Annotated in this window: 18 protein-coding genes and 1 tRNA gene; 9 read left to right on the top strand and 10 right to left on the bottom strand. The window is 66.9% G+C overall.

Annotated elements, in window-relative coordinates; all coding sequences use genetic code 11:
- The first annotated feature begins 3 nt into the window (after positions 1 to 3).
- Positions 4 to 1083, top strand: coding sequence for a phosphotransferase (locus GV044_RS04020; protein ID WP_159865787.1), 1080 nt, complete (start codon positions 4 to 6; stop codon positions 1081 to 1083).
- An 89-nt stretch (positions 1084 to 1172) separates the two neighbouring features.
- Here the strand turns inward: GV044_RS04020 and GV044_RS04025 are convergent, their stop codons facing one another.
- From GV044_RS04025 to GV044_RS04045, 5 genes are all read right to left on the bottom strand, one after another.
- Positions 1173 to 2465: a hypothetical protein gene (locus GV044_RS04025; RefSeq protein ID WP_159865790.1), complete on the bottom strand. Its 1293-nt coding sequence runs from the start codon at positions 2463 to 2465 to the stop codon at positions 1173 to 1175.
- 146 nt (positions 2466 to 2611) lie between these two features.
- Entirely contained in the window at positions 2612 to 3661 is a 1050-nt protein-coding gene (locus GV044_RS04030) for a phytase (protein ID WP_159865793.1), read from the bottom strand.
- Complete coding sequence (locus GV044_RS04035) at positions 3661 to 6546, bottom strand: TonB-dependent receptor (RefSeq protein ID WP_159865796.1); 2886 nt, start codon at positions 6544 to 6546, stop codon at positions 3661 to 3663. Before GV044_RS04035 ends, GV044_RS04030 begins: the two co-directional genes overlap by 1 nt.
- 232 nt (positions 6547 to 6778) lie before the next feature.
- Entirely contained in the window at positions 6779 to 9565 is a 2787-nt protein-coding gene (locus GV044_RS04040; protein ID WP_159865799.1) for a TonB-dependent receptor domain-containing protein, read from the bottom strand.
- Positions 9566 to 9645: 80 nt separating this feature from the next.
- Positions 9646 to 11241 (bottom strand): hypothetical protein, encoded by a 1596-nt coding sequence (locus GV044_RS04045; RefSeq protein ID WP_159865802.1) that lies wholly within the window; start codon positions 11239 to 11241, stop codon positions 9646 to 9648.
- Positions 11242 to 11509: 268 nt separating this feature from the next.
- Here GV044_RS04045 and GV044_RS04050 point away from each other — a divergent pair, with 268 nt between their 5' ends.
- The gene (locus GV044_RS04050; RefSeq protein WP_159865805.1) at positions 11510 to 11869 is read left to right on the top strand and encodes a hypothetical protein; all 360 of its coding nucleotides are present in this window, start codon (positions 11510 to 11512) and stop codon (positions 11867 to 11869) included.
- A gap of 41 nt (positions 11870 to 11910) precedes the next feature.
- Here the strand turns inward: GV044_RS04050 and GV044_RS04055 are convergent, their stop codons facing one another.
- Entirely contained in the window at positions 11911 to 12879 is a 969-nt protein-coding gene (locus GV044_RS04055) for an asparaginase (RefSeq protein WP_159865808.1), read from the bottom strand.
- Positions 12880 to 12941: 62 nt separating this feature from the next.
- Here GV044_RS04055 and GV044_RS04060 point away from each other — a divergent pair, with 62 nt between their 5' ends.
- On the top strand, positions 12942 to 13253 hold the full coding sequence (locus GV044_RS04060; RefSeq protein WP_159865811.1) for a non-heme iron oxygenase ferredoxin subunit: 312 nt from the start codon (positions 12942 to 12944) through the stop codon (positions 13251 to 13253).
- Positions 13254 to 13307: 54 nt separating this feature from the next.
- Here GV044_RS04060 and GV044_RS04065 read toward each other — a convergent pair whose 3' ends face one another.
- Positions 13308 to 15098 carry a gamma-glutamyltransferase family protein gene (locus tag GV044_RS04065; RefSeq protein WP_159865814.1) on the bottom strand — a complete coding sequence of 597 codons (1791 nt, stop codon included), beginning with the start codon at positions 15096 to 15098 and terminating at the stop codon, positions 13308 to 13310.
- A gap of 16 nt (positions 15099 to 15114) precedes the next feature.
- On the bottom strand, positions 15115 to 16461 hold the full coding sequence (locus GV044_RS04070; protein ID WP_159865817.1) for an MFS transporter: 1347 nt from the start codon (positions 16459 to 16461) through the stop codon (positions 15115 to 15117).
- Positions 16462 to 16728: 267 nt separating this feature from the next.
- On the opposite strand from GV044_RS04070, the gene GV044_RS04075 reads away from it, so the two are divergent.
- Complete coding sequence (locus tag GV044_RS04075) at positions 16729 to 19029, top strand: TonB-dependent receptor (protein WP_159865820.1); 2301 nt, start codon at positions 16729 to 16731, stop codon at positions 19027 to 19029.
- A 73-nt stretch (positions 19030 to 19102) separates the two neighbouring features.
- A complete protein-coding gene (locus GV044_RS04080; RefSeq protein WP_159865823.1) occupies positions 19103 to 20074 on the top strand; it encodes a bile acid:sodium symporter family protein in 972 nt (323 codons plus the stop codon).
- A 23-nt stretch (positions 20075 to 20097) separates the two neighbouring features.
- Here the strand turns inward: GV044_RS04080 and GV044_RS04085 are convergent, their stop codons facing one another.
- Positions 20098 to 20250 carry a hypothetical protein gene (locus tag GV044_RS04085; protein WP_159865826.1) on the bottom strand — a complete coding sequence of 51 codons (153 nt, stop codon included), beginning with the start codon at positions 20248 to 20250 and terminating at the stop codon, positions 20098 to 20100.
- A 205-nt stretch (positions 20251 to 20455) separates the two neighbouring features.
- Here GV044_RS04085 and GV044_RS04090 point away from each other — a divergent pair, with 205 nt between their 5' ends.
- From GV044_RS04090 to GV044_RS04105, 4 genes are all read left to right on the top strand, one after another.
- A complete protein-coding gene (locus GV044_RS04090; protein WP_159865829.1) occupies positions 20456 to 21580 on the top strand; it encodes an AraC family transcriptional regulator ligand-binding domain-containing protein in 1125 nt (374 codons plus the stop codon).
- 71 nt (positions 21581 to 21651) lie between these two features.
- The gene (locus GV044_RS04095) at positions 21652 to 23256 is read left to right on the top strand and encodes a hypothetical protein (RefSeq protein WP_159865832.1); all 1605 of its coding nucleotides are present in this window, start codon (positions 21652 to 21654) and stop codon (positions 23254 to 23256) included.
- 222 nt (positions 23257 to 23478) lie between these two features.
- Positions 23479 to 24789: a cytochrome P450 gene (locus GV044_RS04100; protein WP_159865835.1), complete on the top strand. Its 1311-nt coding sequence runs from the start codon at positions 23479 to 23481 to the stop codon at positions 24787 to 24789.
- A gap of 2 nt (positions 24790 to 24791) precedes the next feature.
- Positions 24792 to 24986 carry a ferredoxin gene (locus GV044_RS04105; RefSeq protein WP_159865838.1) on the top strand — a complete coding sequence of 65 codons (195 nt, stop codon included), beginning with the start codon at positions 24792 to 24794 and terminating at the stop codon, positions 24984 to 24986.
- Between the two features lie 314 nt (positions 24987 to 25300).
- Here GV044_RS04105 and GV044_RS04110 read toward each other — a convergent pair.
- Positions 25301 to 25387, bottom strand: a tRNA-Leu gene (locus GV044_RS04110).
- Positions 25388 to 25446 lie beyond the last annotated feature (59 nt).

The following is a 25446-nucleotide window of genomic DNA, read 5'->3' on the forward strand; positions in this document are numbered from 1 at the left end:
GCGATGAGCACCGATCTGGCCGCAGACAACTCGGGCACCGTCCCCGTGCGCGAGGGCTATGGCTTCGACGAAGCCGCGCTCGCACGTTGGATGGCGGCGAATGTCGACGGCTTTGCCGGCCCCATGCGCGTGGAGCAGTTCAAGGGCGGGCAGTCCAACCCGACGTATCGTCTCTCCACGCCGTCTGCGAGCTATGTCCTGCGGCGCAAGCCTCCCGGTGAGCTGCTGCCGGGTGCCCATGCCGTCGATCGCGAGGCGCGGGTGCAGATGGCGCTGGGAGCCGCAGGCTTCCCCGTGGCGCGCATCCATGGCCTGTGCACCGACGACGCGGTGATCGGCACCTGGTTCTACGTGATGGACATGGTCGAAGGCCGCATCTTCTGGGATGCCACCTTCCCCGGCGTGAGTCGCGAGGAACGTCCGGCCTACTTTGATGCCATGAATGTGACCATGGCTGCGCTCCACCGCATCGATCCCGCTGCCGCCAGGCTGGAGAGCTTCGGCAAGCCCGGCAGCTACTTCGCACGCCAGATCGGCCGTTGGACGAAGCAGTACCATTCCGACGAACTGGCGGGCCGCAATCCCGACATGGACTCACTGGTCGAGGCGTTGCCGGCGTTCATCCCTGCTGAGGACGAGACTGCGGTGATCCATGGCGATTGCCGCTGCGACAACATGATCTTCCATCCCAGCGAGCCGCGGGTTCTGGCCGTGCTCGACTGGGAGTTGTCGACTCTGGGCAATCCCCTGGCGGATTTCACGTACCATGCTCTGATGTACCGCATGGATCCGGCCATCGTACCGGGCCTGCAAGGGGCGGACCTGCAGGCGCTCGGCATCCCGACCGAGCAGGACTATGTCGCCAGCTACTGCAGGCGAACGGGCCGGGATGGCATCCCCGACTACGAGTTCTATGTGGCGTTCAACTTGTTCCGCCTTGCCGCGATCTTCCACGGCATCAAGGGGCGCGTGCTGCGTGGCAACGCCGCCAACGCCCAAGCCGCCACACGCGCGCAAAGCTTTCCCGTGCTCGCCCGCATGGCTTTGGAGAGCCTCACGCGCCTCCGCGAGTCCCCCACTTAGAGTAACAGCCAGCGCGACTGTGCGCCCTCAACGGCTATCTCGGCACATTCTTGGCTTTCCGGCTCGGCGCGAACTGCGCCGCCGGGCCCTCAGCCTCCTTTGGTCGTCAGATCGGCCGGCACGGTCGGGCCCGACAAGATACGCGCCATTTCTCGCCAGCGCGCTTCCGCGCTCGGCCCGGCGCCGTTCACATGGGCCCGGACCATATCGAGGCCGAGACCATAGTTGATCACATAGCTGCGGTAATGATCGTCGAAGTCCAGCGACTTGAGTGCGCGCGCTTCGGAGACGAGGCTGTACTTCTGGGTCAGAGCGATCGCTTGTTGGCGGGTGATGCGGCCGTCAAGATAGTCGCGAGCGATCGTGAACCGCGCGCCCGCCAAAGCCTGCATCGCCTCGCCCAGCGCGTCATAGCGGGCCGCTTGGCCAGGATCGAAGCCGGCGATGGGGAACAGCACCGCCTTCTCGAACGCGGCGCGCTCGCTTCCGGGGAAGGCAAGCTCGATGCCGAAATTGGCCGATCCCTCGGCCAGGAAGCTCTGCGGACTGTAAAGCGGGTATACCGTGAACTCGCTCCAGCCCCGCCCGCGTGCAAGGTTGCGCTCGAGCAGCACATTGTAGACGTGGTGGCCCGGATAGCCTTCGTGACAGCCCAGATCGACCGCACGGTCGATGGCGACGGGCAGATCGGTGTTCACCTGGATCAGGCTGGTGTCGTTGCCCTTGTAGTAGTTGTAGCCACCCCAGGGCTTGTTCTTGACCAGTTCGAAGGTGAAGGTCTCGTCGGCCGGCAGCGGGATGTGCGCGACGGTGCGCTTGCGGCACTCGGCGATGGCGGCCCGCATTACCGGCTCGACCTTGTCGGTCGGGATCATGAAGCGGTTGCGGTAATCGTCGACCCGCTTCCACAGCGGCGCATCGCCAGGGACGAGCGCGGCGATCCGGGCCAGGACCGGATCGTACGCGGATAATGGCTTGAGATCGGGTGCGAGCCCGAACAGGCCGCGCGCCTCCTCGTCGAAGCTGAACTTGTGCCCCTCGTGCATGGCGAGGCGGGTCTCTGCCGCCTTGAGCTGACCGACCAGGAAAGCACGACGCGGCCGCGTCATGGCGGTAAGGCGGGCGGCGGGGATCGCCTCGGCGCGAAGGCGGAGCGCATGGGCGGCGGCGATCAGCTGCGGAACGGTACGCGGATGCGCCTTGGCGTCGGCCGCCCAAGCGGAAGGGCCATAGTAGGCGTCGACGTATTCGGGTTCGCGCTCGCCGGCCTCCAGGGTGAGCTTCACGTAATCGCGGGCAATCGCGTCGAGCGGGTCGGTGCGCGGATTGGCCGCCCCGATCAGGGGCAGGGCGGCGAGTGCGATCAGGAGCTTGCGGAGCATGGCGGTTTCCTTTCCCGGCAAAGCCTTAGGCAGGGGGCCGCATGCTGGCAACTTGGCAGTGCCGCAACCTTGCGCCGGCTAGCGAAGGTGCGGTGCGTGGATCGGTCATCGGGATAGTCCCACTCGACCAATCCTTGCTGAGGGCGTCACTTGCGTTGGAGCGCCTTCACGATGTCGCCCCAGGCCACGAGCTTGAAGTTCTGCATGGCCGGCGCGTTGTCGCCGTCCTGCGCCACCATCAGGCCCTTGGGAAAGCCAGGGCCGAAGTTGCCTAACGCGATCTCAATGCCATCGGTCTCCGAAGTCGCGCCCACCTGACCCGCCGAAATGCGGAAGCGGCCCACCGGCCTGAGGTCGGGCAGGCTCCAGACGGCGTAGGCGCTGTCGCCCTGGCTCGAGCCGACCAGCCAGCCGCCATTGCGTCCTTTGGGTGCGATCGCCAGCCCTTCGGCGTCGGCGACCAGGAGGCGCCCATCGACACGGGGCCCCGGGATCGGCGTGGTCGTGCCTGCGGGATCGGCGGCGAAGCGCCAGATGCCGACGTCCTCCTCGGCTACGTAGAGCTGCCCGGTCCGGTCGTCCGCCACGCAGCCTTCGGACTGGGTGGCCAGCCGCAACTGGCGCACCAGTTGCGCCGAAGGCTGTGCCTCGGCGCCGATCCGGAACTGGTCGATCCGGCCGTCCTTCATCACCACGAATGTGAACAGCGCCTTGTCGCTCGCACGGCGCCACAGGCACATGCCATAAGCCTCGCCGTCACCCGCCGCAGGATTGCCGAGCGGCACAAGCTTGCGGGCCACGGGGTCGAGCCGAAACAGCGCGATGCGCGCCTGAACCTCGCTCGCGCGGTCACTCGCGGCCACGAGGATGCCGCGCTTGCCGCCCAGCATCACGTCGGCGCGTAAGTCGACGTTGTTGAGGCGCGGCGAGGGCGAGAAGTCCAGGTGCCGTCCGGTGAGGTCGTAGAGGTGCAAGCCAGCGCGCTTGTCGGTCGCGACCACAAGGCTCTCTGCGGGCCGGCGCGGGTTGCGCCAGATCGCCGGATCGTCCGCGGCGTCGTCGCCGGTGCCGACCGGCGCCGTCTCTCCGCGCGCGGTGACCGACACGGTGGCATCGCCTGCCACCGGCGTCGAGGTGGGCGCCGCAGCGCACCCTGCAAGCAGGGCAAGCGCCGAGGTGAGGGGTACGAGGCGCATCAGAAGTTGAACCGCACGCCGCCGGTGTAACGCCGGCCGAAGGTCTCGACTTCCATCGTGCGCGCACTGACGCCGGCGAAGCGGCGGCCTGGGCCGTTGAGCAGGTTGGCGAAGTCGGCGTAAACTTCGAAGTTCGGCGTGATCGCATAGCGCAGCGAGGCGTCGAGCTCGTCGTCGCGCGCCCAGTACTCGTCTCCGCCGGTGGTGCCGCGGAACACGCCGTTGATGGTGTCGAACTCACCGATGGCATCGATCCACTTGGTGCGGTTCTGGTAGGAGACCCGCGCCGAGAAGCCGTACTTCTCGTAAAACAGGCTGGCGTTCATCACCCACTTGGAGGTGCCCGGGAACATCACCTTGCGGCCGTCCGGCGTCTCGGCCTGGCTCTTGTTGTAAGTGGCGTTCAGCAGGACGCCGAAGCCGCCCATCCAGTCCGGCAGGCCGAGGTCGGCCTGGTAGCCTTCGAGCTGCTGCTGGAACGCGCCCTCGATGCCCCAGATGTAGCCGTCACCGCCATTGGCGATGCCGCTGAAGATGTAGCCCGAGCGATCGACGCCGTTCAGGTTCAGCAAGTCCGAGTCGAAGGGGCGTGTGGTGTCGAACAGCGTGTCCTTCACGTCCTTGTAGAACGCGCCGAGCGAGAAGAAGCCCTGCGGCTGCATGTACCACTCGAAGTAGAGATCGACGCCCTTTGCGCGCTCCGGCTCGGCATCGGGGTTGCCGCCCGAGATCGTCTGGTTGGCATCGCTGACGATCAGGTTCGGGCGCAGCTGGTCGTAGTCGGGTCGCGAGGCGCCGGTGTTGAACGACAGGCGCAGCTTCTTGGTCTGGTCGATATCCCAGTTGAAGTGGAGGCTGGGATAGACCAGCGTCTGGTCGCGCGGGATGGTCACCAGCGAGGAGGTGCCGTTCACCGTCGCAAACGCGCTGCTCTTGTTCTTGATGTGCTCGACCCGGGCGCCGCCGACGATCGAGCCCCAGTCCATCTTGGTCTCGAACATGCCGTAGCCCGACCAGACTTCCTCGCGCACGTCGTAGAAGTTGGCGGTCACCGGGACGTATTGCGCGCCGGCTGCTTCCGCCTGATCGACCAGGGCGATGCTCTGCTTTTTGCCGTGATAGCGGAACAGGTAGCCCAGCGGATACTCGCCCTTGAACGCCGGATCGTTGGCGAGGGCCACGGCCGAGTAGTTCAGCGGCAGGTTGTAGGGATTGGCAGAGGAGCTGACGGTGATGTCCAGCAGTCGCTCGTTCGACTCCTTCTTACGGTTGTCGTACTGGGCGCCGAACATCAGCTTGGTGCCACCGAACCAGTCGGCGTCGTAGCTGAAGTCCAGCTTGCCGGTGTAGGCGTCGGTGATGTCCTTCGCCTTCAAGCCGCGCACACGCGCCAGGGTCGCGCCGAAGTCCTCGATCTGGTTCACTCGCGCGCCGCGGCTGAGCACGCCGGTCGAGCTGCGCAGCGTGCGGTAGAGTTCCACCAGAGGATGCTGCTTGTCGGTCAGGTCGTAGGCCACGGTCAGGCGGTTGGGCGCGCCCGCGCCGTTGGTGCCGAAGCTGCCGCTGTCGTAGTTGAGCTGTGCCGGCGCCGAGCGATCGTCGACCGAGCGGGTGTAGTTGCCGCGCCAGCGCACCTGGATGCGGCCAAGGTCGTGGTCGCCGCCGACGGTGTTGGTGAAGACCGACTGGCGGTACTCGCGGATCAGCACGTTGGAATTGAGGTCGATGCCGTAGACCGTGCCCTGGTAGGGCGTGTTACCGGCGCACACGTCGGCGTAGCCGGTGGTGTTGGCGGCAAGGCCGGTGGTCACCGGGCACGCCGCAGTGCTGGTGGGCACGCGCGACTGCTGGTCGTCCATGTCGAAGATGTAGTTGTTGCGCGATTCATCGTCGCTGAACGCAGTGTAGATCGATGACAGGAACAGGCGATGATCGGGGGTCGGCTTCCACTCCAGCTTGCCCGAGACCGAGTAGTTCTTGCGGGTCAGGCGATAGAGTTTGTTCTCCGTCTCGCGCGCCCAGACACGGTCTTCGTTGCCGGGGCGGCGGTCTTCACCGACGACTTCCCAGTCGGTCTCCGCATTGTCGGTGACCATGTCGCGCTGGTAGTAGCTGCCCGATACGAGCGCGCCGAACTCGCCCACGCCGGTGTCCCAGCGGTTGGAGAGCACCAGCTGGCCTTCGTACTCCTGGCGCTTGCCCAGCTCGACGTAGCCGCCGCCCAGCTTGCCGGCGATGTGGAAGCCATCGTAGTCGAAGGCGGAGCGAGTGATGACATCGACGTTGCCGGCGATGGTCTCGCCGGTCATGTTCGCGGTGACGGCCTTGCGCACCACGATCTGCGAGGCGATCGCCGACGGAATGGAATCGAAGCGGGCGTCGCGCCCTTCGGGGCTGATGATGTTGATGCCGTCGATCGACAGCGTGGTCCAGTTGATCGGCGCACCGCGCAAGTTGATGTAGCGCGCCTGGCCCTGGTCACGCTGGACGCCGACGCCCGGCAGGCGGCTGACCGCCTGCGCGACGTTCTGGTCAGGCAGTCGGCCGGCGGCGTCGGCGGAGACCACGCTTACCAGTGCCGGCGACTCCTTTTGGATGCGCAGCGCGGCCGCGATCGACTCTGCGATCGGGCGCGAGCCGGTGACGACGATCTCCTCGCCGGGGCTGGGCGTCGAAGGTGCGATGGTGGTGTTCGCGGCGCTTGCGGCAGCGCTGGGCGTGCTCTGCTCGGGCACGGGAGCTGTGCCGGTCGGCGCGGGAGGGACAGTGCCGACACCCTGCGCCACCGCCGCGCTGGCGCCCAGCAGCGTCCAGGCGGACGTGGCGACGAGCAGCGCGCGCGTCGACATCGGCGCGGCGCGAAGCCGCACGGGAAGCTTGGTCATGGTTGGTGCCCCTGTTTCGCAAGGGCGCGTGCCCTCGCTCGTTGAGCAGGCCGCTAGCCCAGCTCCATGACAGGTACGCGACATGTCGAAGTCATTTCGGTGACGATGCCTTTGCACAGGTGCGATCAGGCCCGTCGGCGCCAACGTCAGGCGAAGCGCGTCGGCACGAAAGAAGGGCCCAACCGATAACTCGGTCGGGCCCTGCTAGTCATGCGGGCAAGGTGCCGCGGGGTTAGAAGGTTATTCCGGCGGACAGGGAAAACACCCGGCCAACGTCGTAGCTGTTGATCTGGATGCGCGCGTCGCCGTTGTCCTGGTACTCCTGGTGGCGCGTGCGCAGCAGGTTGCGGGCTTCGAACTTGAGCTCGACCTGCTTGCCGCGCACTTCCACGCCTTCGCGCATCACGACGTCGAGCGAGACGCCGGGCTTCTCGATCACGTCGGGCAACGGCTCGGTGCCGTTTAGGCCACGGCTGACGACGCGATTGCTGGCAAAGTTGAGCAGGATCGTCTGCTGCGACAGTCGCTCGGTGTTCTCCAGGCCGAACTGCAGGTTCACCAGGTGGTCCGACTGCCCGGTGAGCGGCGATCCGTCGCGGAAGAAGTCGGTGGCCGAGGTCGCCGCGGCTTGCGGGTAGATGGCGACCTGATCGCTCGCCGACACCTTCAGCTTCGACTGGGTGTAGGTGTAGTTGGCGATTACCACGGCGCGACGGTTGGCGAACCAGCCCTCGCTTGCACCCAGGTCGAAGTACTTCTGCAGCTCGACCTCGGCGCCGTAGAGTTGCGCTTCGGGGGCGTTGGCAAAGCTGGTCACCAGGTCGTCCGCGAGCACGAAGACGTAGCTCTCGATCGGGTTCTTGATCTTCTTGTAGAAGCCAGAGACCGACAGGCGCTGGTCGGGCGCGAAATACCATTCGATCCGCGCTTCGCCATTGTACAGCTGGCTGTCGGTCAGCAGCGGGTTGCCCAGGTACTGGCGGTTGCTGTCGGGATCGAAGAACGGTTGGTAGATCAGCTCGCGGAACTGAGGACGCGCGATGGTCTTCGAGGCGCTGAGGCGCACCTGCAGGTCGGGTTGGACCTGATAGGTGAGCGTCGCGGCGGGCAGCCAGTACTCCTTGCGCAGCGTCGGCGAGTCCGGCAGCGCCGTAGGCGTCGCGAACACCTGGATCGCGTCGACCGACTGGCGCGCCTTTTCGAAGCGCACGCCCGCATCGATGCTGAGCGCGTCGGTGATCTGCCAGTTCAGCTTGCCGTAGCCGGCGTAGTTGCGCAGCTTCGCTTCGAACGCCGGGCTGCCCGTGTCGGTCTCGATCAGGTTGATGCCGCCCACAGGAGTGATCGGGTTGCCCGCGGTGTCGGTGCTGGTGCCGTTGATCAGGCCCGGCGAGAGCAGCAGGTCAGGCCGCAGAACTGCTGCGGCGCTGGGGAAGTTGCTGGAAGCCCGGAAGGTGAATTCGCGCCGTGTGCTGGTGCGGTTTGTGTCGCTGTAGGCTCCGCCAACGGTCAGGGTCATGTCGGGAGTGGCGCGATAGGAGATGTCGATGCCGCCCGACCACAGATCCTCGTTCAGGTCCGAGAAGGTGACCTGCGCTTCGCCGCTGTTGCCGTTCAGGTTGTTGACGAACAGGTTGCCGAACGGATCCGACGGCGTGTTGGTGCGCACGTACTCGAAGTAGAATTCGTACGGCGCCTCGCGCTGTGAATTGGCATAGCCGCCGCGCAAGTCGATCGACAGCTTGTCCGACGGCTTGAGCTCGGCGACGAACTGCGTGTCGATCAGCTGACGCTCGTACCAGGCGGTGTCCTGCTGCTGGTAGTCGGCGCTGACGCTGCTGGTGAAGCGCTTGCCGAGGCCCAGGCGCGTCTGCTTGACGGTGTCGCGGATGTAGAGGTTGGTCCAGCGGATCTTGTTGTCGCCGAACTCCGCGCCCAGGCCGATCAGGCCGTTGGCGATGATGTGGTTGTCGGTGTTGACGCGGGTGAAGTCGGTGTTGAGCGACAGGTCCGAACTGTTCGAGGTCTGCTGGGTGACTTCGCGGTTCTGCCACTTGTTGCTGAAGCCGGCCGCGGCGATCAGACCGACGCGCGCGTCGCCAAGGTCGAACGAGGTGCCGCCGGTGAGCGAGACCGAATAGCCGGGCGGCAGATCGCGCACGCGCTGCGCCGTCGCCTTGCTGAAGCGGACGAGGTCGCTGGCGACGGTGCGGCCGAGCGCCTGGTCGGAGTTCACCAGCGCGCCGCTGTCGAAGTAGTTCTGCAGCGAGGCGGGAAGGTCGCGGCTGCCGTTGTCGAACCCGGTCCAGTCGGACTTGCCACCGTAGTAGCTGTACCCGGTCTCGCCGGTGGTCTCGGAATCGACGCTGCCGCCGCCCGAGATCGAGAGGAACGGCTCTTCGGGCACGGCCTTGGTGGTGAGGTTGATCACGCCGCCGCCGAACTCACCCGGATAGTTCACCGAGTAGCTCTTCTGGACGAGCGAGGAGGCGATCACGCCGGTGGGGAAGATGTCGAGCGGCACCACGCGGCGCAGCGGCTCGGGGCTCGGCAGCGGCGATCCGTTGAGCAGCGCCAGCGAGTAGCGATCGCCCAGGCCGCGCACGTAGACCAGGCCATTGCCGACGACCGACAGGCCGGTGACACGGCCGAGCGCGCCGGCGATGTCGCCTTCGCCCGTGCGCGCGATCTCTTCGGCAGAGAGGACCGAGATGACCTGATTGGACGCCTTCACGACATTGCGCGAGCGGCGGCCGGTGACGATGATGTCGCCGCCCGGCACCGAGATGTCGGGGCCGGCACTGCCTTGCTCGGCGTCACCTGTGGCGGTGTTGCCTTCGCCGGCGTCGCCTTGCGTCGCGCCATCGACGGGCTGATCGGTAGCCGGCTTGCCCAGATCCTCGCCGCTGGGCGGCTGCTGCGGGCCAGAGTTCGGATCGGCCTGCGCCCAGGCCTGCAAAGGCGTCATGAGCGCGGTCGTCAGAATGAGAGCGCCCACCAGTCGCGACGTCGGTGACATCGACTTGTTCCCCTAGATGCAAATGCAAGGACGGGGGCAGCCAAGTTGGCCGCCCCCGCTTCGTGTCAGGCAGCCGTGCTTCAGGTCGTCGGCAGCGAGGTGCAGGCACCCGAGTTGCCGGTGCCGAAGTCCGCAGCCGCGCTGTTGCAGGTCCAGCCGGCGTACCAGGTGTCCGCCGCATTGCGCACCGCGCCAATCCACGTGGTCGTGTCGAAGAAGCTCGAAACGGTCTTGGGATCGGTAGCAACGCGACCGTTCTCGTTGGCGCCATTGGTGTAGCCGGTCAGCGTGCTGCTGAGCGCATCGGTGTTGTTGCGGCCGTCGACGTTGAAGAACCCGGAGACCTGCGACGCGCTATACGCGCCGGTGCCGATGAACTTTGTCGAGTTGCAGGTCAGCGCCACCGAGAAGGCGTTGAGCGTCGCGGGCGTGGTGCCCGACCCGTTCATGCGGATGCACTCGTTGTTGGGCGTCAGGACGATGCCGTTGATCAGCGTCGTGTCCGAGTTGCCGCGGAACAGCGCGCCGGCCTGGTCGTTGGCTTCGTTGTTGCTGCTGACCTGGCGCTGGATCGCGGTGAAGTTCGCCACGTTCAGCTTGGTGCGCGGAGCGTCGCCCTCGTTGCCGTTCGAGTCGATCTCGAACAGGGCATCGCCCAGGCCGTCACGCTGGTTGAGCAGCGCATACTGCACGTTCATCTGCGCACCGGTGTCGACGTCGAGGCTGTCGTCGTCCGCGCCAATCGAGATGTAGTACTTCATCTGCGGGCTGCCGCCGAACCACTCCGAACCGTCGTCCGAGCTGTTGTAGCTCATGATGTGGTCGATCGTCGTGCCGGTGCCGACGCCTTCGCCGGTGAGCGACTGCAGCTCGATGTTGTTGCTCAGGATGAAGCCCGAGTAACGGATCTGCACGAAGCTCATGCGGCCTGCGTTGTAGGCGTTGTCGGTGCCACCGAAGCGTGCCGGGTTGGTCGAGCCTTCGGTCTGGCGCTCGCAATTGTTCGAGGCGGTGGTGCCGGTGGTGCAGTCGGTCACGGGCGCGCGGCCCATCAGCACGACGCCGCCCCACTGGCCCTGCGAGGTCTCAGTGACCTGGCCGGTCAGATTGTCACGGCTGGTGAAGATGATCGGCTTGGCGGCGGTGCCGACGGCGCTGATCTTGTTGCCGCGGTTGACGGCCAGCCAGGTGGCGCCAGGTGCCGCGATGACGATGACGCCGGGCTCGATGGTCAGGGTCGCGTTGGTGTCGGCAGTCAGGTTGGCCGTGGGGCAGCCGACCGTCGACGTGGCGAACGGAGCAGCGGCGGTGGGCGCAGCGAAGCCGCCGTCACAGCCGACGTCGACGCGGCCGTTCAGCTGATAGACCAGGCCGGCGATCTTGGGCAGCGTGACCGAGCGGTCGATCACGGCCGGCAGGTTGCAGACGCGCCAGGTCCCGGTCGGGCCGGTGAGGGTGCCGGCGTCGGCCAGCTGCGTCGAGGAACTGATCGAGGGGCATGCCGAGGCAGCAACGACGCCGGTCGGGCCGGTCGGCGTAGGCGTCGGGGCCGGAGTAGGGGCCGGCTGGACGATGACGTCGCCGCCAGTGCCGGGCGAGGCGATGTCGCTGGGGCCGCAGCCGGCGAGGGCGAGCGCGCTGCAGCCAACCAGCAGCAGGCCATGGATGTTCTTCACGGATTTTCCCCCATTGGTGGACGAACGACGCGGGCGAGTCCGCCGCCGCTGATCCGGGGTGTTAGGAGTGGCCGGTGACACTATGGTGGCAACTTAGTGACAACCCTAAGACGCTGGTCACTCTGTTCGCCGCGGCACCTGCGTACGTGGCTCACGACTCGTGGTTCACACCGAGATTGCAGTTTTATGACACTTGCCGCATTTTGTTGTTGTCGGCCCCGGAGAGGCAGAAGCTGCCTCCACTACAAAGATAACCGGGAGTCGTGTCATGTTGTTCACCGCCATCATCTTCGCCTCGGCACTGGGGCTGCCGATCGCACCGGAAGCCGAGCGCCGTGCGCCCGACGTTGCCTACGCCGAACTGGCAGCCGGCAATGCCGTTGCCGCGCTGCGCAAGCTGGAGGAGCCGTCGGTCGATCGTTCCGATCCGGCCGTGCTGATCAACCTGGGCAGCGCCTATGCGCGCCAGGGCGCCACCGACAAGGCGCTGGCCGCATTGCGCGCGGCCGTGACCAGCTCCGAGCGGTACGATCTGGAACTGGCGGACGGCAGCTGGATGGATTCGCGAGAGGTCGCGCGTATCGCCCTCGCGAAGCTGCAGCGCGGCGCAGCGCAGGCGGCGCGCTGAACGCTCGAGCGGTCTGCTGACTTAGGGAGCCGCTCGATCGTTCAACTCGCCAGCCAGGCGCGGGCGAGTTGTGCAGCTTGCGCAGCGTCCGCGGTTCCGCCGAGCGCCACGGCGAGCAGCAGCCGCAACTTGCGCGCGCTGAGATCCGCGCCGCCGATCACGCCCATCGCAGCGAGGCGAGCGCCGGACTCGTAGGTCGGCGCCACGCCGCCTTCGGTGCAGTGCGAGGCAAGCCCGATCACCACGCCGGCGGCTTGCGCCCGCTCGACGGCGGGCAGCAGCCGCATCGGCACGTTGCCGCGGCCGAAGCCCTCAAGCACCAGACCGCGCGCGCGCGTCGCGACCAGCGCGTCGATCAACTCGGGCCCGCTCTCCAGTCCCAGCGAGACGATGTGGACCGCTGGGTCAGGCTGCGCCAGCGCTACCGCGGCCCGGCGTCGCGGGTGCGAGCACCAACGTACGCCTTGCTCGTCGACGCGGGCGATTACCGCGCTCTCGGGACCGAACGCATCGGGCGCACTGCTGTCGCGCTTGGTTGCGGCGCGGGCGGCGAGAACCCTGCCGGCGAATACGACGGCGACGCCGGAGCCAAGGGCGGCTTCGCTGCTGGCAACTGCGATCGCATCGCGCAAGTTCGCGGCGCCATCGTAGCCGGGCAGCGAAGGCGCGCGCTGGGCGCCGGTGAAAACGACCGGCATCTCGCCGGCATGTAACAGGTCGGCCAGGAAGGCGACTTCCTCCATGGTGTCCGTGCCGTGCGTCACCACCACACCGCGCGCGCCGCTGGCGCTCGCTTCGGCAATCATGGCGACCACGCGCATGGCGTCGGCGAGGGTCATGTCCTCGCTGAGGCCGGCATAAGCCTGCCGCTCGACCACGGTATCCGACAGGTTGCCTGCGTGTCCCGCGCTGCCGCTGCGCCCGACCAGCACGCCGGCAGCATCGGGCATGGAGGCGATCGTGCCGCCGGCATCGATCAGGACGAGGTCGGACACGACAGGGCTGGACACGGCACAATCCTTCGCGCAGAGAATGTATGACAATCATACAAAGAAGCGTGTGGGTGAATCTCATGGCCGAAAGAACAGCCCTTTGCCAAGCCTCTTCCCTCGAAGTCGGCGCGATGGCCCGTTTCGAAGTGGCGGGAGAGGACCCGCTGCTGCTGATCAATGACGGGGGCGAGTTCCGCCTGATCGATGATGACTGCACTCACGCGATCGCCTCCCTGTCCGAGGGGCGGCTGGAAGGCGGCGTGATCTTCTGCCCGCTGCATGGCGGCAGCTTCGACATCCGCACCGGCAAGGCCCGCTCGCTCCCGTGCAAGCAGACGCTGCGCACGCACAAGGTCAGCGTGAAGGACGGGGTGGTGTACTACGAGGGGTGAGGGGGGGGCGGCTAATTCGTGAAGTCGCCAACGGCGCAGCGGCTTACCTGCTCGCTACCGCCCCACCGCATAAGCCTGCATCAGCCGCGGAGTGGCCGCCGCATGCAGTACGCCATCAGCCCCACGCTCCGCCGCGGTCAGCCGCCCGGCCGACCACGCAGGCGCCACGCGCAAGTCGTGGCCGCGGCGGCGCAAGTCGGCGATGATCGGCTCGCCATAGCTCTCCTCGATGACGGCAACGCCCGGCAGCGCTTCGCGTGGGTAGAACGACGAGGGGAAATGCAGGCTGTGGAACAGCGGCTGGTCGAGCGCGGCCTGCAGGCCCATTCCGCCCAGGATCCGCCGCAGCAGCAGGACGAGCTGCCACTGGTCCTGCTGGTCGCCGCCCGGCGTGCCGCAGATGAGCGCAGGCCGCCCTTGGTGCAGCGCCAACGTGGGCGTGAGGGTCGTGCGCGGGCGCTTGCCGGGGGCGAGGCTGCCCGGCAGATCGGGCTCCAGCCAGAACATCTGCGCGCGCGTGTTCAGCGCGAAGCCCAGACCTGCCACCGTCGGTGAGGATTGCGGCCACCCGCCCGAAGGCGTGGCGCTGACCATGTTGCCATGACGGTCGATCACGTCGAGGTGGACGGTGTCGCCCGGCTTCAGCGTCGACTTCAGGTGCACCATGGTCGGCTCGCCGATGCCCAGGCCTGCCGCTTCGCCAGTGGCGACGCGCACTTGCGCCATGCTGCGCACGACCTGCTCGGCATAGCCGGGCACGACGCCGGGCTGGATCGTATTGCTGGCGGTCGCGCCGATCAGCGCCGCACGATCCTGGGCATAGCTGCGCGACAGCAAGGTATCGAGCGGCACGTCGGTGAACGCAGGATCGCCGTAGTAAGCCTCTCGGTCCGCGAAGGCGAGCTTCTGGGCTTCGAGGCACAAGTGCACGAAATCGGCACTCTCCAGATCGACCTGGGCGATGCCGGCCGCATCGAGCAGGCGCAGCGATTGCAGCAGGACCGGGCCTTGCCCCCAAGGCGCGGTCTTGCACACCGTCCAGCCGTGAAAGTCGGTGGTGACCGGCTCTTCATAGGTCGCGTGCCAACGTGCCATGTCATCGCCGGTGAGAAGACCGGCGTGGCGTTCGCCGCTGGCGTCCATCAATTCGGTGCGCGCGAAGCGGTCGATCTCTTCGGCGACGAAGCCCTGGCTCCAGGCGCGGCGCGCACGATCGATGCGGGCCTCGCGTGTGCCTTGCGTGCCGGCCTCGGCAACCAGGCGCTGCCACGTCGCAGCAAGCACCGGATTGCGCAAGAGCGCGCCTGCCTTCGGCGGATCGCCGCCCGGAAGCCAGATTGCACACCCGCTCGGCCACTCGGTGCGTAGCGCATCGGCGACGTCGGCGATCGCGCGCGCGGCGCCGGGCAGCAGCGGATGGCCGTTCAGCGCATAGCCGATCGCCGGTGCGAGCACGTCGGCTAGCTCCATCGTGCCATGGTCGCGCAGCAAGGTGAGCCAAGCGTCGAATGCGCCCGGCACGACGGCGGCGATCAGGCCCGAGCCGGGTACCATGTCGAGGCCCTGATTGCGGAAGTGCGCGATCGTCGCGGCGGCCGGGGCTACGCCTTGCCCGCAGAGCACGCGCGTCTCATGCCTATGCGCGTCGTGGAACAGGATCGGGACTTCGCCGGCGGGTCCGCATAGATGTGGCTCGACGACGCACAGCGTGAAGCCGCCGGCGACCGCCGCGTCGAACGCGTTGCCGCCGCGCTCCAGCACCCCCATCGCCACTTGCGAGACGATCCAGTGGGTGGAGGCGACGACGCCGAAGGTGCCGCTGATCTCGGGCCGCGTGGTGAACATGGGGAGGCGCTCGCAGTCAGGAGTAGGGGGATGCCGCCGCGCGGCGGAGGGCTCCGCGTCCGAGCGCCAGAAGCACGGTGCCCAAGGCGGCGCCGACGCCCCCGACGATCGCCATCGATTTGCCGATGGCGTCGGGGCTGGCGAAGACATCGTCCGTCAGCCCGGCGGTGATCAGCGCGATGATCGCCTGGCCGAGCACGTTCTGGACGAAGAAGAACAGCGCGACATAAAGCCCGCGCAGGCGGTTGGGCGCGACCAGTGTCGCCACTACTGCGTGATGGCCGACCGAGGCGCAGGTCAGGAACAGCAGCAGGCCTAGAGCGCCAAGCGCCGCGGTCGCACTCGGCAGCAGCGGCATGGCGATGGCGACCGGCACCAGCAGTGCTCCGCACAGCGCGGCGGTGGTGAACGCGGCGTCGGCGCGGCCGCTCGCGACGAGGCGGTCGGTCATGCTCGCCCCGCCCCATTGACCGAGCGTGGTCGGGACCAGAAACAGCACCGCCAGCGGCAATCCCAGCTGTGCCGGGCTCAGGCCATGCACCCGGTCGAACAGGCCTGGGCCCCAGAGCAGGAAGCCGGCGAAGGGCAGGTTGATGCAGCTGTAACCCAGGATGTAGGTCAGTGAGACTGCGCGCCGTGCCTTCAGGAAGGGCAGGAAGCCGCCCGATGCAGCGCTTTGCCCAGCACTTTGCACAGCATCCTGCCGCCGCGATGGTTCGCGCATCGTCAGCATGGCAGCGGCGAGGATCAGGCCGGGCGCACCGGCTGCGGCGAACACGAAGCGCCAGGGTGCGAGCTCGCCCAGCACCGGCAGCGCCACCGCGCCGTGGCGCGACGCAAAGCCGATCAGCAAACCACCGGCGAAGTAGGCGATGCTGGAACCCACGGTCGCGCCCAGCGTGTAGAACGCCACCGCCCGGCCGCGCTGCTCGGGCCGGAACAGGTCGGCGATCAGCGAGTAGGCCGCGGGCGCCAGCGCGGCCTCGCCGATGCCGACGCCGACCCGCGCCGCGAACAGCGCGCCGAAGCTGGTCGCCAACCCCGATGCGATCGTGCACAGGCTCCACAGACCCACTCCGCCGGCGACGATCAGCCGGCGCGGGGCTCGGTCCGCCAGCCAGCCGATCGGCAGGCCCATGGTGACGTAGAAGATCGCGAAGGCGACCCCCCCGACCATTGCGAACTGGGTATCGGACAAGTGCAGCTCTGTCGAGATCGGGCGGATCAGGATCGACAGGATCACCCGGTCGATGAACGACAGCACATAAGCGAGGAACAGCAGCGCCAATGCCCGGTACGCCTGCGGCCGTGCGGGCCAGGCTGGTCGGTCTTCAGAATAAGTCATCGCGGCACGCTTTGTCATACCGTCATACGATAGATCCCGCGCGTGTTTGGCAAGGGGCTTGGTTTGGCAGGGAGTACCCCTGTCCCGTCTATGACCCGGCCGTGCCAAAAACCCGCTTGCCAACCTAAAGAGTTTGTATGACAGTAAGACCATCACACACCGCATATGAGTGCCGCGCGTACGGTCTCAGGCGGCAGATGGCGGAAGACCGCAGCAAGTGGCGCCGCTGATTGTACCGCAGGAGAACGAGGAGGTTTCACAACTTAGCATCAAGGGGAAGCAGTAATGGTACACTCTGACAGCGGGCGGAGCCGCGCCTTGGGCATGTGGCTTCTCGCCTCGGTCGCGCTTCCTGCGCTTGTGCTGGCTGCGCCGGCCGCCGCTCAGGACGTCGTGAGCGATGGCGCTCCTGCGGCCGATGAACAGGCTGGTGGCGAAATCGTCGTGACCGGAAACCGCCGCGCCGACGCCTCGATCACCGACACCGCGCTGGCGATCACCGCCTTCTCCGGCGAGACGCTGGAGCGCAACGCGGTGACCTCGCTCTCCGACCTGCGCACGCTCGATCCCTCGATCAACATCCAGAGCTTCGGCGCGGCGCAGACCAAGATCGTATTGCGCGGCGTCGATTCCGACGTGGGTGCCACCTCGGCGCTTTACCTGAACGAGTCCGCGGTCCTGGGCGGCACGGGCGGCAACATCCTGGGCGACGGCAAGCCGGGCGTGCGCCTACACGACATCGACCACGTGGAAGTGCTTAAAGGTCCGCAAGGCACTCTGTTCGGCACCAGTTCGATGAGCGGCACCTTGCGCGTCATCACCCGCAAGCCCGAGCTGAACGAGTGGGGCGGCTCGGCCGAGATGGCACTGGCTTCGGTCAAGAGCGGCAATCCCTACGGCGAAGTCAGCGCGACCATCAACGCGCCGATCGCACCGACGCTGGCGGTGCGCGTCACCGGCTGGCTCGAGACCGGCGGCGGCTTCATCGACCAGCGCGTGGGCACCCGTGCCTACTTCAAGAACAACAACGACCAGAACGTGCGCGGCGTGCGGGCTGAGGCGCTGTGGCAGCCGAGCGACGCGTTCTCGCTGCGGGCCATGGCGCTGCACCAGGCGGTGGACGTCGATGGCGGCCAGGCATTTCAGATCGCCAACGGGCCGTACCTCAACACCTCGCCCACGGTCGAGTTCTACAAGGACAAGTATAGCCTCTATTCGCTCACTGGCGAGTACGACCTGGGCTTCGGATCGATCATCGCGACGGGTAATTACAGCAAGCAGGACGTGCTGAACGCCAAGGATTCCACGCCCACCAACATCAGCTTCGGCGTCAACGCGCCGCTCAGCTTCGTCGCCAGCATCGATTTCGAGGATTACAACGGCGAGCTGCGCTTCTCGTCCAAGTTCGACGGGCCGTTCCAGATCGTCGCGGGCGGCTATTACGAGCACACCAAGAGCGTCTACCAGACCAACGCGATCCAGGCGCCCAACTTCCAGCCGGCTTGCCTCAGCTACGACGAGTGCCACGATGCCGGTCTCGCGCAGGCGGGACGCGGCCGCAGCGTCTACGAGTTCGGCACCAACACCGCCCGCGTCATCGACCAGTATGCCGCTTATGCCCAGGCGGACTGGGAGGTCGTCTCGGGCCTGACCGCGACAGCCGGCATCCGCTACTTCCGCGCCGAAGTGAAGGACGTCGTCACCAACCTGCAGACGGTGTTCCCCGACTTCGTGTTCGGCATCGTCACCACGCCCAGCGTGACCGGCGAGCGCGAGGGCGTGAACAAGAAGCCCAGCTACAACTTCGCAGTGCTGTGGGAAGCGACCCCGGCGATCAGCCTCTATGCCCGCGCGGCATCGGGTTTCCGCATCGGCGGCGTCAACACCGCCACCTCGCTGGCGCAGCAGGCGGGCGTGACGTTTCCGGGCACTTACGATCCCGACAGCGTGTGGAGCTACGAGGCAGGCGTGAAGGGCTACCTGCTCGATCGCGCAGTGTTCTTCGACCTTGCCGCATACCGCATCGACTGGAGCAACCAGCAGCTTTCGGCCAGCGCGGCGGGCGCGTTCAGCTACACCATCAATGCGGGCAAGACCGTCACCAAGGGGATCGAGTTCAACACCACCATCACGCTGCCCCAGGGCTTCAGCCTGACCGGCAACGTGACTTACGTGGACGCCAAGCTGGACGAGGCCCTGCCCGCCGATGTGGTCGCGGCCGGCACCTTCGGCAACAAGGGTGACCGGGTGCCGCTCTCGCCCAAGTGGTCGGCGGCGGCGACGGCGAACTACGACGTGCCGCTGAACGACACCTGGACCGGCTTCATCTCGGGCAATGTCACCTACCACGGCGACAGCTACAGTAGCTTCAACCGGGCAACTGCGTTCGATACTTACCTGCCCGATTACACGCTGATCGGCGCTCGCGTCGGCGCGCGCACCGAGGGCGGGACAGAGTTGCAGGTCTATGCCGACAACATCGGCAACAAGGCGCCCTTCCTCGGCGTGGTTGCCTCGCAGGACGGTGTGCGTGTATTTACCGTTCGGCCAAGGAGCCTGGGCATTCGCGTACGCTCACGCTTCTGATAGAGTTCCACCCTCAGCACGGCCGCTCCCTCGCGGGGCGGCCGTGCCTTTTTGAGTTCGAGAGCACCTTCGCATGCGACGTTTCCTGGCGATCTTCGAACCGTTCGTGCTGGCGCTGCTGGGCACCGTGCTGCTGGCGAGCATGCTGCCGGTGCGGGGGCAAGCGGCCGTTGTCGCCGATGTGCTGACCACGGCCGGGATCGTGCTGCTGTTCTTCCTGCACGGTGCCAAGCTCTCGCGAGAAGCGATCCTGGATGGCGCGCGCAACTGGCGGCTGCACTTGGCGGTGCTGGGAACCACCTTCGTGCTGTTCCCGCTGCTCGGCCTCGGCCTTGTCTCGCTGCCCTTCGTGGAAGGACCGATGGCGGCGGGGCTGCTGTTCCTGACGCTGCTGCCTTCCACCGTGCAGTCCTCGATCGCGTTCACCGCGATGGCGCGCGGCAACGTCGCGGCGGCGGTGTGCAGCGCTTCGTTCTCCAACCTCCTGGGCATCTTCGTGACGCCGGCGCTGGTCGCGCTGGTGATGTCGCGCAGCGGCACGCACGGGGGCATCTCGCTTGACTCGATTGAGACGATCGCGCTGCAACTGCTGCTGCCTTTCGCTCTCGGTCACTTCCTGCGGCCGTGGATCGGCGGCTTCGTCTCCCGCCACAAGCAGCTGGTGACGCTGGTCGATCGCGGCTCGATCCTGCTGGTCGTCTATACCGCCTTCAGCGCGGCGGTGGTGGAGGGTCTGTGGAGCCGCGTATCGGGCCCTGAGCTGGCGCTGCTGGCAGTGTCGTGCTGCGTGCTCCTTGGGGCTGCACTGGGGCTGACGACGCTGCTCGCACGCCTGATGCGCCTGCCGCGCGAGGATGCCATCGTGCTGCTGTTCTGCGGATCGAAGAAGAGCCTGGCCTCGGGCGTTCCCATGGCCGGCGTGCTGTTCGCGCCGGCGCAAGTGGGTGCGGTGCTGTTGCCGCTGATGCTGTTCCACCAGATCCAGCTGATCGCCTGCGCCTTCATCGCGCGCCGCGCCAGCGGAGCGGCGCCGCAGCCGGCGTAGTCGCGAGATCCACTGGCCAACGACTAGCGCCGCCGCATCATCCGTCCCGCCAGGATACCCGCCGCTGCCATCGCTCCGCCGGTCAGCCCGGCCGTGGAGAGGGCGACGATCACCGGCTGCGCCAGCGCGGCCAAAGCGTTGGTGCGATCCCCGAAGGCCTTGAAGGTGTGTGCCACATCGAATTCCCCGTGAGCGTGTTTTCTCGCGGGAGAGATGGCGCAGGCGCACCGAACGAAAAAGCCAGATAAGATCGTCCACTTCGTTCGACTTTGTCGAATGGTCGTGCCGCCAACGGAGCGCCGATGCGTACTTGGGAGCCTCGCCGGCTCCTGATAGGGCTGAGCGGCGCCGGTTTGGGCGAGTGCTGCCTGGTTGAAGCTCATGACTGCCGCTGCCCAGATCAAAGTTTGCAGAACCGGCAGCCCGCCCGGAGGCGAGGGGGCGCTCGGCGAGTTCGATGTCATCAACGCCCGGTTCCTCAAAGGTTTTGCGCAGCTCTGCGCAGGCTGCGGCGGCGATGCCCGGGCGCTGATCGAACAAGCCCGCATTGCCTTCGATCCCGGCGCCGCCGCCTCGCCGCAGCTGACCTACGGACAGTTTGTCAGCCTGCTGGCGCAAGCGGCCCGCACGCTGGAGTGTCCCGACTTCGGCATGCGCCTGGCGCTCGCCCAGTCGGGCACCGACCTGTACGGACCGCTCGGCACGATCATGCGCCATTCGCGCACGTTCGGCGACGCGCTCGACTATGTGACCCGGCACTCGAACGTGCACAGCCGGGCAGCCCGGATCGCCAGGTTCCCGATCCCCAAAGCCGGGCGCGTCGTCTTCTCGCACGAGATCCTGGTCGGCGACTTCGCAGAGCAGGGGCAGGCAATAGAATACGTGCTGCTCGCCGGCCAACTTGGTGCGCTGGCATTGACGCAAGGCCTGGTGCGCGCACGCCAGGTCCTGCTGCGCCATCGGGCGATCTCGCCCCTAGCCGTCTACCGGCGCGCTTTCGGGTGCGAGGTGCTGTTCGACCAGTTGCTTGATGGCCTCGTGTTCAGCGACCGGGATCTCGCCTGCCCGATCGCCGGGCGCGATCCCGGCCTGCATGCCGACCTCATGGCCGCGGCCGAGATGGGGATGGGCGACACCGCGCCGCCGATCCACGCCGCTGCGCGGGGGCTCGTGCTGCGGCTGATGCTCGTGGGCACCGCTTCCAACGCCCAGGTCGCCGCCGAGCTTGGCCTGCATACCCGCACGCTGCACCGCCGCCTGGCCGAGGCAGGGACATCGTTCCAGAAGATCAAGGACGAAGTCCGCTGCGAACTCGCGCGCTATTACCTGGCGCAGGCTGACGTGAGCCTGCTGTGGATTGCGGGCAAGCTGGGCTTTGCCGAGCAGGCGGTCTTCACCCGCTTCTGCCACCGGCACCTGGGCGCCGCGCCGAGCGCGCTGCAGGCACGGCTTTCACGCACAGGCTCAGTACCGTCTCAGCGAGAGGACGCTCGCCTCCGACGTTAACGAAAGTGCACTCTACAGATCGCGTGCTCCATGCTACGCAGCGGTGGCGTGGGATTTCGGGGGGATTGCCAATGCGTAAGCTGGCCGTGCTGCTGCTGACATGTCTGGGCTCGAGCGTTGCGGCGCAGGATGGGCCAGCGCCCGTACCTGCGCCCGTGCCTGCGGCCGAAGCCACGCAGACCGGGATGGACCATGCGGGCATGAACCATGCCGACATGACCGCGCCCAAGGTGCCGCAGATCCTGCCCGGCTACGGCACCGGCGGCTTCGCGATCACGACCAAGGTGCCACGCGCGCAAGCCTTCTTCGACAACGGCATGCAGTTGGCCCACGCGTTCGCGCACAAGGCGGCCATTGCTGCCATGGCCGAAGCGGTCAGGCTCGATCCGCAATGCGCCATGTGCCTGTGGGGCCAGGCGTGGGCGTCCGGGCCGACGATCAACTACGGCAAGACGGCGGACGAACTGACGCCGCTGGCCGCCTTGGTCGACAAGGCGGAAGGCCTGGCCAAAACGAGCGGCACGGATCGCGAACGCGGGCTGATCCGCGCGCTGAATCTGCGCTACCAGGATGGCGGTGGTGGCAAGCCGGGCGATCTCGCGTTTGCCAAGGCGATGAACACGCTGGCAGCGCGCTATCCGACAGATGACGAGATCGCGGTTATGGCGGCCGACGCCTGGTTGATGACCGAAGCCAAGGCGAACACCGACTGGAAGCTCAACGCCGAGACGGCGATGCCGCTGCTCGAAGGCGTGCTGAAGCGCCATCCGGACAACACCGCGGCCATTCACTTCTACATCCACGCCACCGAAGCGGCCGGAGCGCCTGCCTTGGCCGAGCGCTACGCCGTCCGGCTGGCAGGCCTGGCGCCGCGTGCGAGCCATCTCGTGCACATGCCAAGCCATACGTACTACTGGGTCGGGCGCTACCAGGATGCCGCCGACGCCAACGTCCGTGCGGTCGAGATCGGGGTGGAGAACGCGCGGGCGCTGGGCCTGCCGCCGCCCGACGGTGTCTGGGGCCTGCCCTACCATGTCCACAACGTGACGTACGGGCTCGGCGGCGCTCTGGAAGCGGGCGATGCCAAGGCGGCGCTGGCGCTTGGCCGGCCGCTGGTCGAGCGATCGCAAGGGCAAGGCGCCGCCAGCCCCTTCTCTCAGGTCATCGCCGCAAGCGGCTATTTCGCCATGGCCCGCTTCGCCAGTCCGGCAGACGTGCTGGCACTGCCGCAGCCCAAGCTGCCGACGCTGGTCGTGGCCTGGCACTATGCGCGCGGTGAGGCGCTGGCGAAGCAGGCGGATGCCAATGGCGTCCGCACGGAGGCTGCGGCCATTCGCGGGCTCACCGGCAAGCTCAGCGACGATGACGGATCGCGCCAGGCGCAGCAGTTGACGCTGATCGCCAGGAACGTGCTGCTGGGTCGCGCTGCCATGCTCGACAAGAGCCCGGCCACCGCCGCGATCGCGTTTCGCCAGGCGGCGGAGGAGCAGGAGGGCGAGAGCTTCTCAATGCTCTCCGACCCTCCCGGCTGGTACTATCCGGTCCGGCGCGATCTGGCGCAGGCTCTGCTGGCGAGTGGCGACCGGGAAGGAGCGAAGCGCGAGGCCCAAGCCGCGCTGGCATACCGCGCAAAGGACCCTGGAACGCTGGCGCTGCTGAAGGATATGGGTTCCTGACACGAGCGTGAGGTCAGGTCGATCTCGTCATTCTCGCCAACGGGCCGACCCATCTCAGCATAGCGCGGAGTTCTCGGGCCCGGCATCGCCCCGGCGAAGTCGTCCCGTCCCGCCGCCAGTGCTGCGCCAATAGCGTCGGATGTTTTTGCACACGTCCAACGAGTTCGGCTATCGTCAAGCCGGGATCGGATGGACGCCAGCAGCGTCCGACAAGGAGCCAACATGAACGACCAGGCCCATGACTTCGAAGCGCACGATTTCTTCCTGAGCGACCGGTACGTCGCCGATCCCTATCCCTACTTCGACTATCTGCGTGAGCAGTCGCCGGTTCACCGCGAGCCGCATCACGGCATCCTCATGGTCACGGGCTATGCCGAGGCGCTGGAGATCTACAACGATCCCGAACGCTTTTCCTCATGCATGTCGACCACGGGGCCCTTCGCGGGTTGTCCCATCCCGCTCGACGAGCATCGCAACGAGGACATATCCGAGCTGATCGAGCAATGGCGCGACAAGACGCCGTTCCATGACCAGCTGCCGACCATGGACCCGCCGGTCCACTCCGCCCATCGTTCACTGCTGATGTCGCTGATCACGCCGCGTCGTCTCAAAGAGAACGAAGAGTTCATGTGGAAGCTCGCGGACGAGCAGATCGACACCTTCATCGCCGATGGCGAATGCGAATTCATGAACGCCTTTGCCCAGCCGTTCGCCGTGCTCGTCGTCTCCGACCTGCTTGGCGTGCCGCCCGAAGACCGGGTCGAGTTCCGCCAGCATCTGATCCGGGTAGAGCAGGAAAGTGGCGGTGCCGTGGTCGGTGGCACGGACGGCGAAGTCACGCATGGACCGCTGGAATTCCTCTACGAGAAGTTCTCGGCTTATATCGAGGACCGCCGGGCCAACCCCAAGGACGACGTCCTCACCGGCCTTGCCAAGGCGACCTTCCCCGATGGCTCGGTGCCCGATCCGATGGATGTGGCGCGGATCGCCGCCAACGTTTTCGCAGCCGGGCAGGAGACCACGGTGCGGCTGCTCAGCTATGCCTTCCAGCTGATCGGCGATCGCCCCGACATCCAGCAGCGCCTGCGTGAGGACCGCAGCCTGATCCCCAACTTCGTCGAGGAATGCATGCGCACCGAAGGGCCGGTCAAGGGCGATTTCCGCCTGACCAAGAAGCCGACGACCGTCGGCGGCATCGACGTTCCGGCCGGCACCTTCCTGTTCATCGCCAACGGCGCTGCCAACCGTGACGCTCGCAAGTTCGACAACCCGGCCGAGTTCCAACTCGATCGCAAGAACGCCCGCCTGCACGTCGGCTTCGGTGCCGGCCGCCACGCCTGCCCCGGCGCGCCGCTGGCGCGGGCGGAGACTGTCGTTGCGCTCAACCGCATGTTCGACCGGACGAGCGACATTCGCGTGTCCGAGAAAGTTCACGGCCCCGCCAGCGCGCGCCGCTACAATTACCTGCCGACCTTTATCCTGCGGGGGCTGACGCATATCGGCCTGGAGTTCGACGCGAAAGAGGCGGGCTGACCATGAAGGTCCACATCGATTCGGAGATCTGCGCCGGCTTCGGCATCTGCACGGGCATCGCGCCCGAGGTGTTCGAGCTGCACCCGGACGGCTACGCAGTGGTGCTGGTCAGCGAAGTGGCGCCCGGCGACGAGGACACGATGCGCCGGGCGGAAAGCCAGTGCCCGGCGCGGGCGATATCCATCTCCGAGGATTGATCCAACTGCCGAGCCGGCTTGTTTCGGCGATCGCCAAGGTCGGTCCATGGTGCTGACCTTGGCGATCGAGGGTGTCACGACGAGCCCTGCAATCGCCCAGTTCACCGGCAACTTGCCGCTGGACTGGACCCGGTTGGCGCTGCTCTCGGGTGCTGATATCTGATGGACTGAGTGGCCCGCGAGAGTGCGTGCGATCGCATGGCCGCCCCGACCCTCACCGCGTCTGAAATCGAGCGGTGGAGGGCGCAGGACTGCGCCGCTCTACACCGGGCGGGTGCCCGAAGGCGAAAATCAGTGCTGCTGCTGAAACTGCCTGGTGCGGTCAAGAAGACTCGAACTTCCACGGGCTTTCGCCCACAACGACCTCAACGTTGCGCGTCTACCAATTCCGCCATGACCGCACAGTCTTGGGTTCGGCGCGAAAGCGCTGTCCCCGGGGCAGGAGCGCGCCATTAGCAAA

It is taken from the genome of Novosphingobium sp. 9U, assembly GCF_902506425.1.
Lineage (GTDB): Bacteria > Pseudomonadota > Alphaproteobacteria > Sphingomonadales > Sphingomonadaceae > Novosphingobium.

What these genes read in the sequence shown, in the direction of transcription:
- GV044_RS04070 (WP_159865817.1), bottom strand. Translation starts at nt 16,461, where the DNA reads ATGACAAAGCGTGCCGCGATGACTTATTCTGAAGACCGACCAGCCTGG.
- GV044_RS04105 (WP_159865838.1), top strand. Translation starts at nt 24,792, where the DNA reads ATGAAGGTCCACATCGATTCGGAGATCTGCGCCGGCTTCGGCATCTGC.
- GV044_RS04090 (WP_159865829.1), top strand. Translation starts at nt 20,456, where the DNA reads ATGACTGCCGCTGCCCAGATCAAAGTTTGCAGAACCGGCAGCCCGCCC.
- GV044_RS04060 (WP_159865811.1), top strand. Translation starts at nt 12,942, where the DNA reads ATGGCCGAAAGAACAGCCCTTTGCCAAGCCTCTTCCCTCGAAGTCGGC.
- GV044_RS04035 (WP_159865796.1), bottom strand. Translation starts at nt 6,546, where the DNA reads ATGACCAAGCTTCCCGTGCGGCTTCGCGCCGCGCCGATGTCGACGCGC.
- GV044_RS04080 (WP_159865823.1), top strand. Translation starts at nt 19,103, where the DNA reads ATGCGACGTTTCCTGGCGATCTTCGAACCGTTCGTGCTGGCGCTGCTG.
- GV044_RS04050 (WP_159865805.1), top strand. Translation starts at nt 11,510, where the DNA reads ATGTTGTTCACCGCCATCATCTTCGCCTCGGCACTGGGGCTGCCGATC.
- GV044_RS04030 (WP_159865793.1), bottom strand. Translation starts at nt 3,661, where the DNA reads ATGCGCCTCGTACCCCTCACCTCGGCGCTTGCCCTGCTTGCAGGGTGC.
- GV044_RS04065 (WP_159865814.1), bottom strand. Translation starts at nt 15,098, where the DNA reads ATGTTCACCACGCGGCCCGAGATCAGCGGCACCTTCGGCGTCGTCGCC.
- GV044_RS04095 (WP_159865832.1), top strand. Translation starts at nt 21,652, where the DNA reads ATGCGTAAGCTGGCCGTGCTGCTGCTGACATGTCTGGGCTCGAGCGTT.
- GV044_RS04040 (WP_159865799.1), bottom strand. Translation starts at nt 9,565, where the DNA reads ATGTCACCGACGTCGCGACTGGTGGGCGCTCTCATTCTGACGACCGCG.
- GV044_RS04100 (WP_159865835.1), top strand. Translation starts at nt 23,479, where the DNA reads ATGAACGACCAGGCCCATGACTTCGAAGCGCACGATTTCTTCCTGAGC.
- GV044_RS04020 (WP_159865787.1), top strand. Translation starts at nt 4, where the DNA reads ATGAGCACCGATCTGGCCGCAGACAACTCGGGCACCGTCCCCGTGCGC.
- GV044_RS04075 (WP_159865820.1), top strand. Translation starts at nt 16,729, where the DNA reads ATGGTACACTCTGACAGCGGGCGGAGCCGCGCCTTGGGCATGTGGCTT.
- GV044_RS04025 (WP_159865790.1), bottom strand. Translation starts at nt 2,465, where the DNA reads ATGCTCCGCAAGCTCCTGATCGCACTCGCCGCCCTGCCCCTGATCGGG.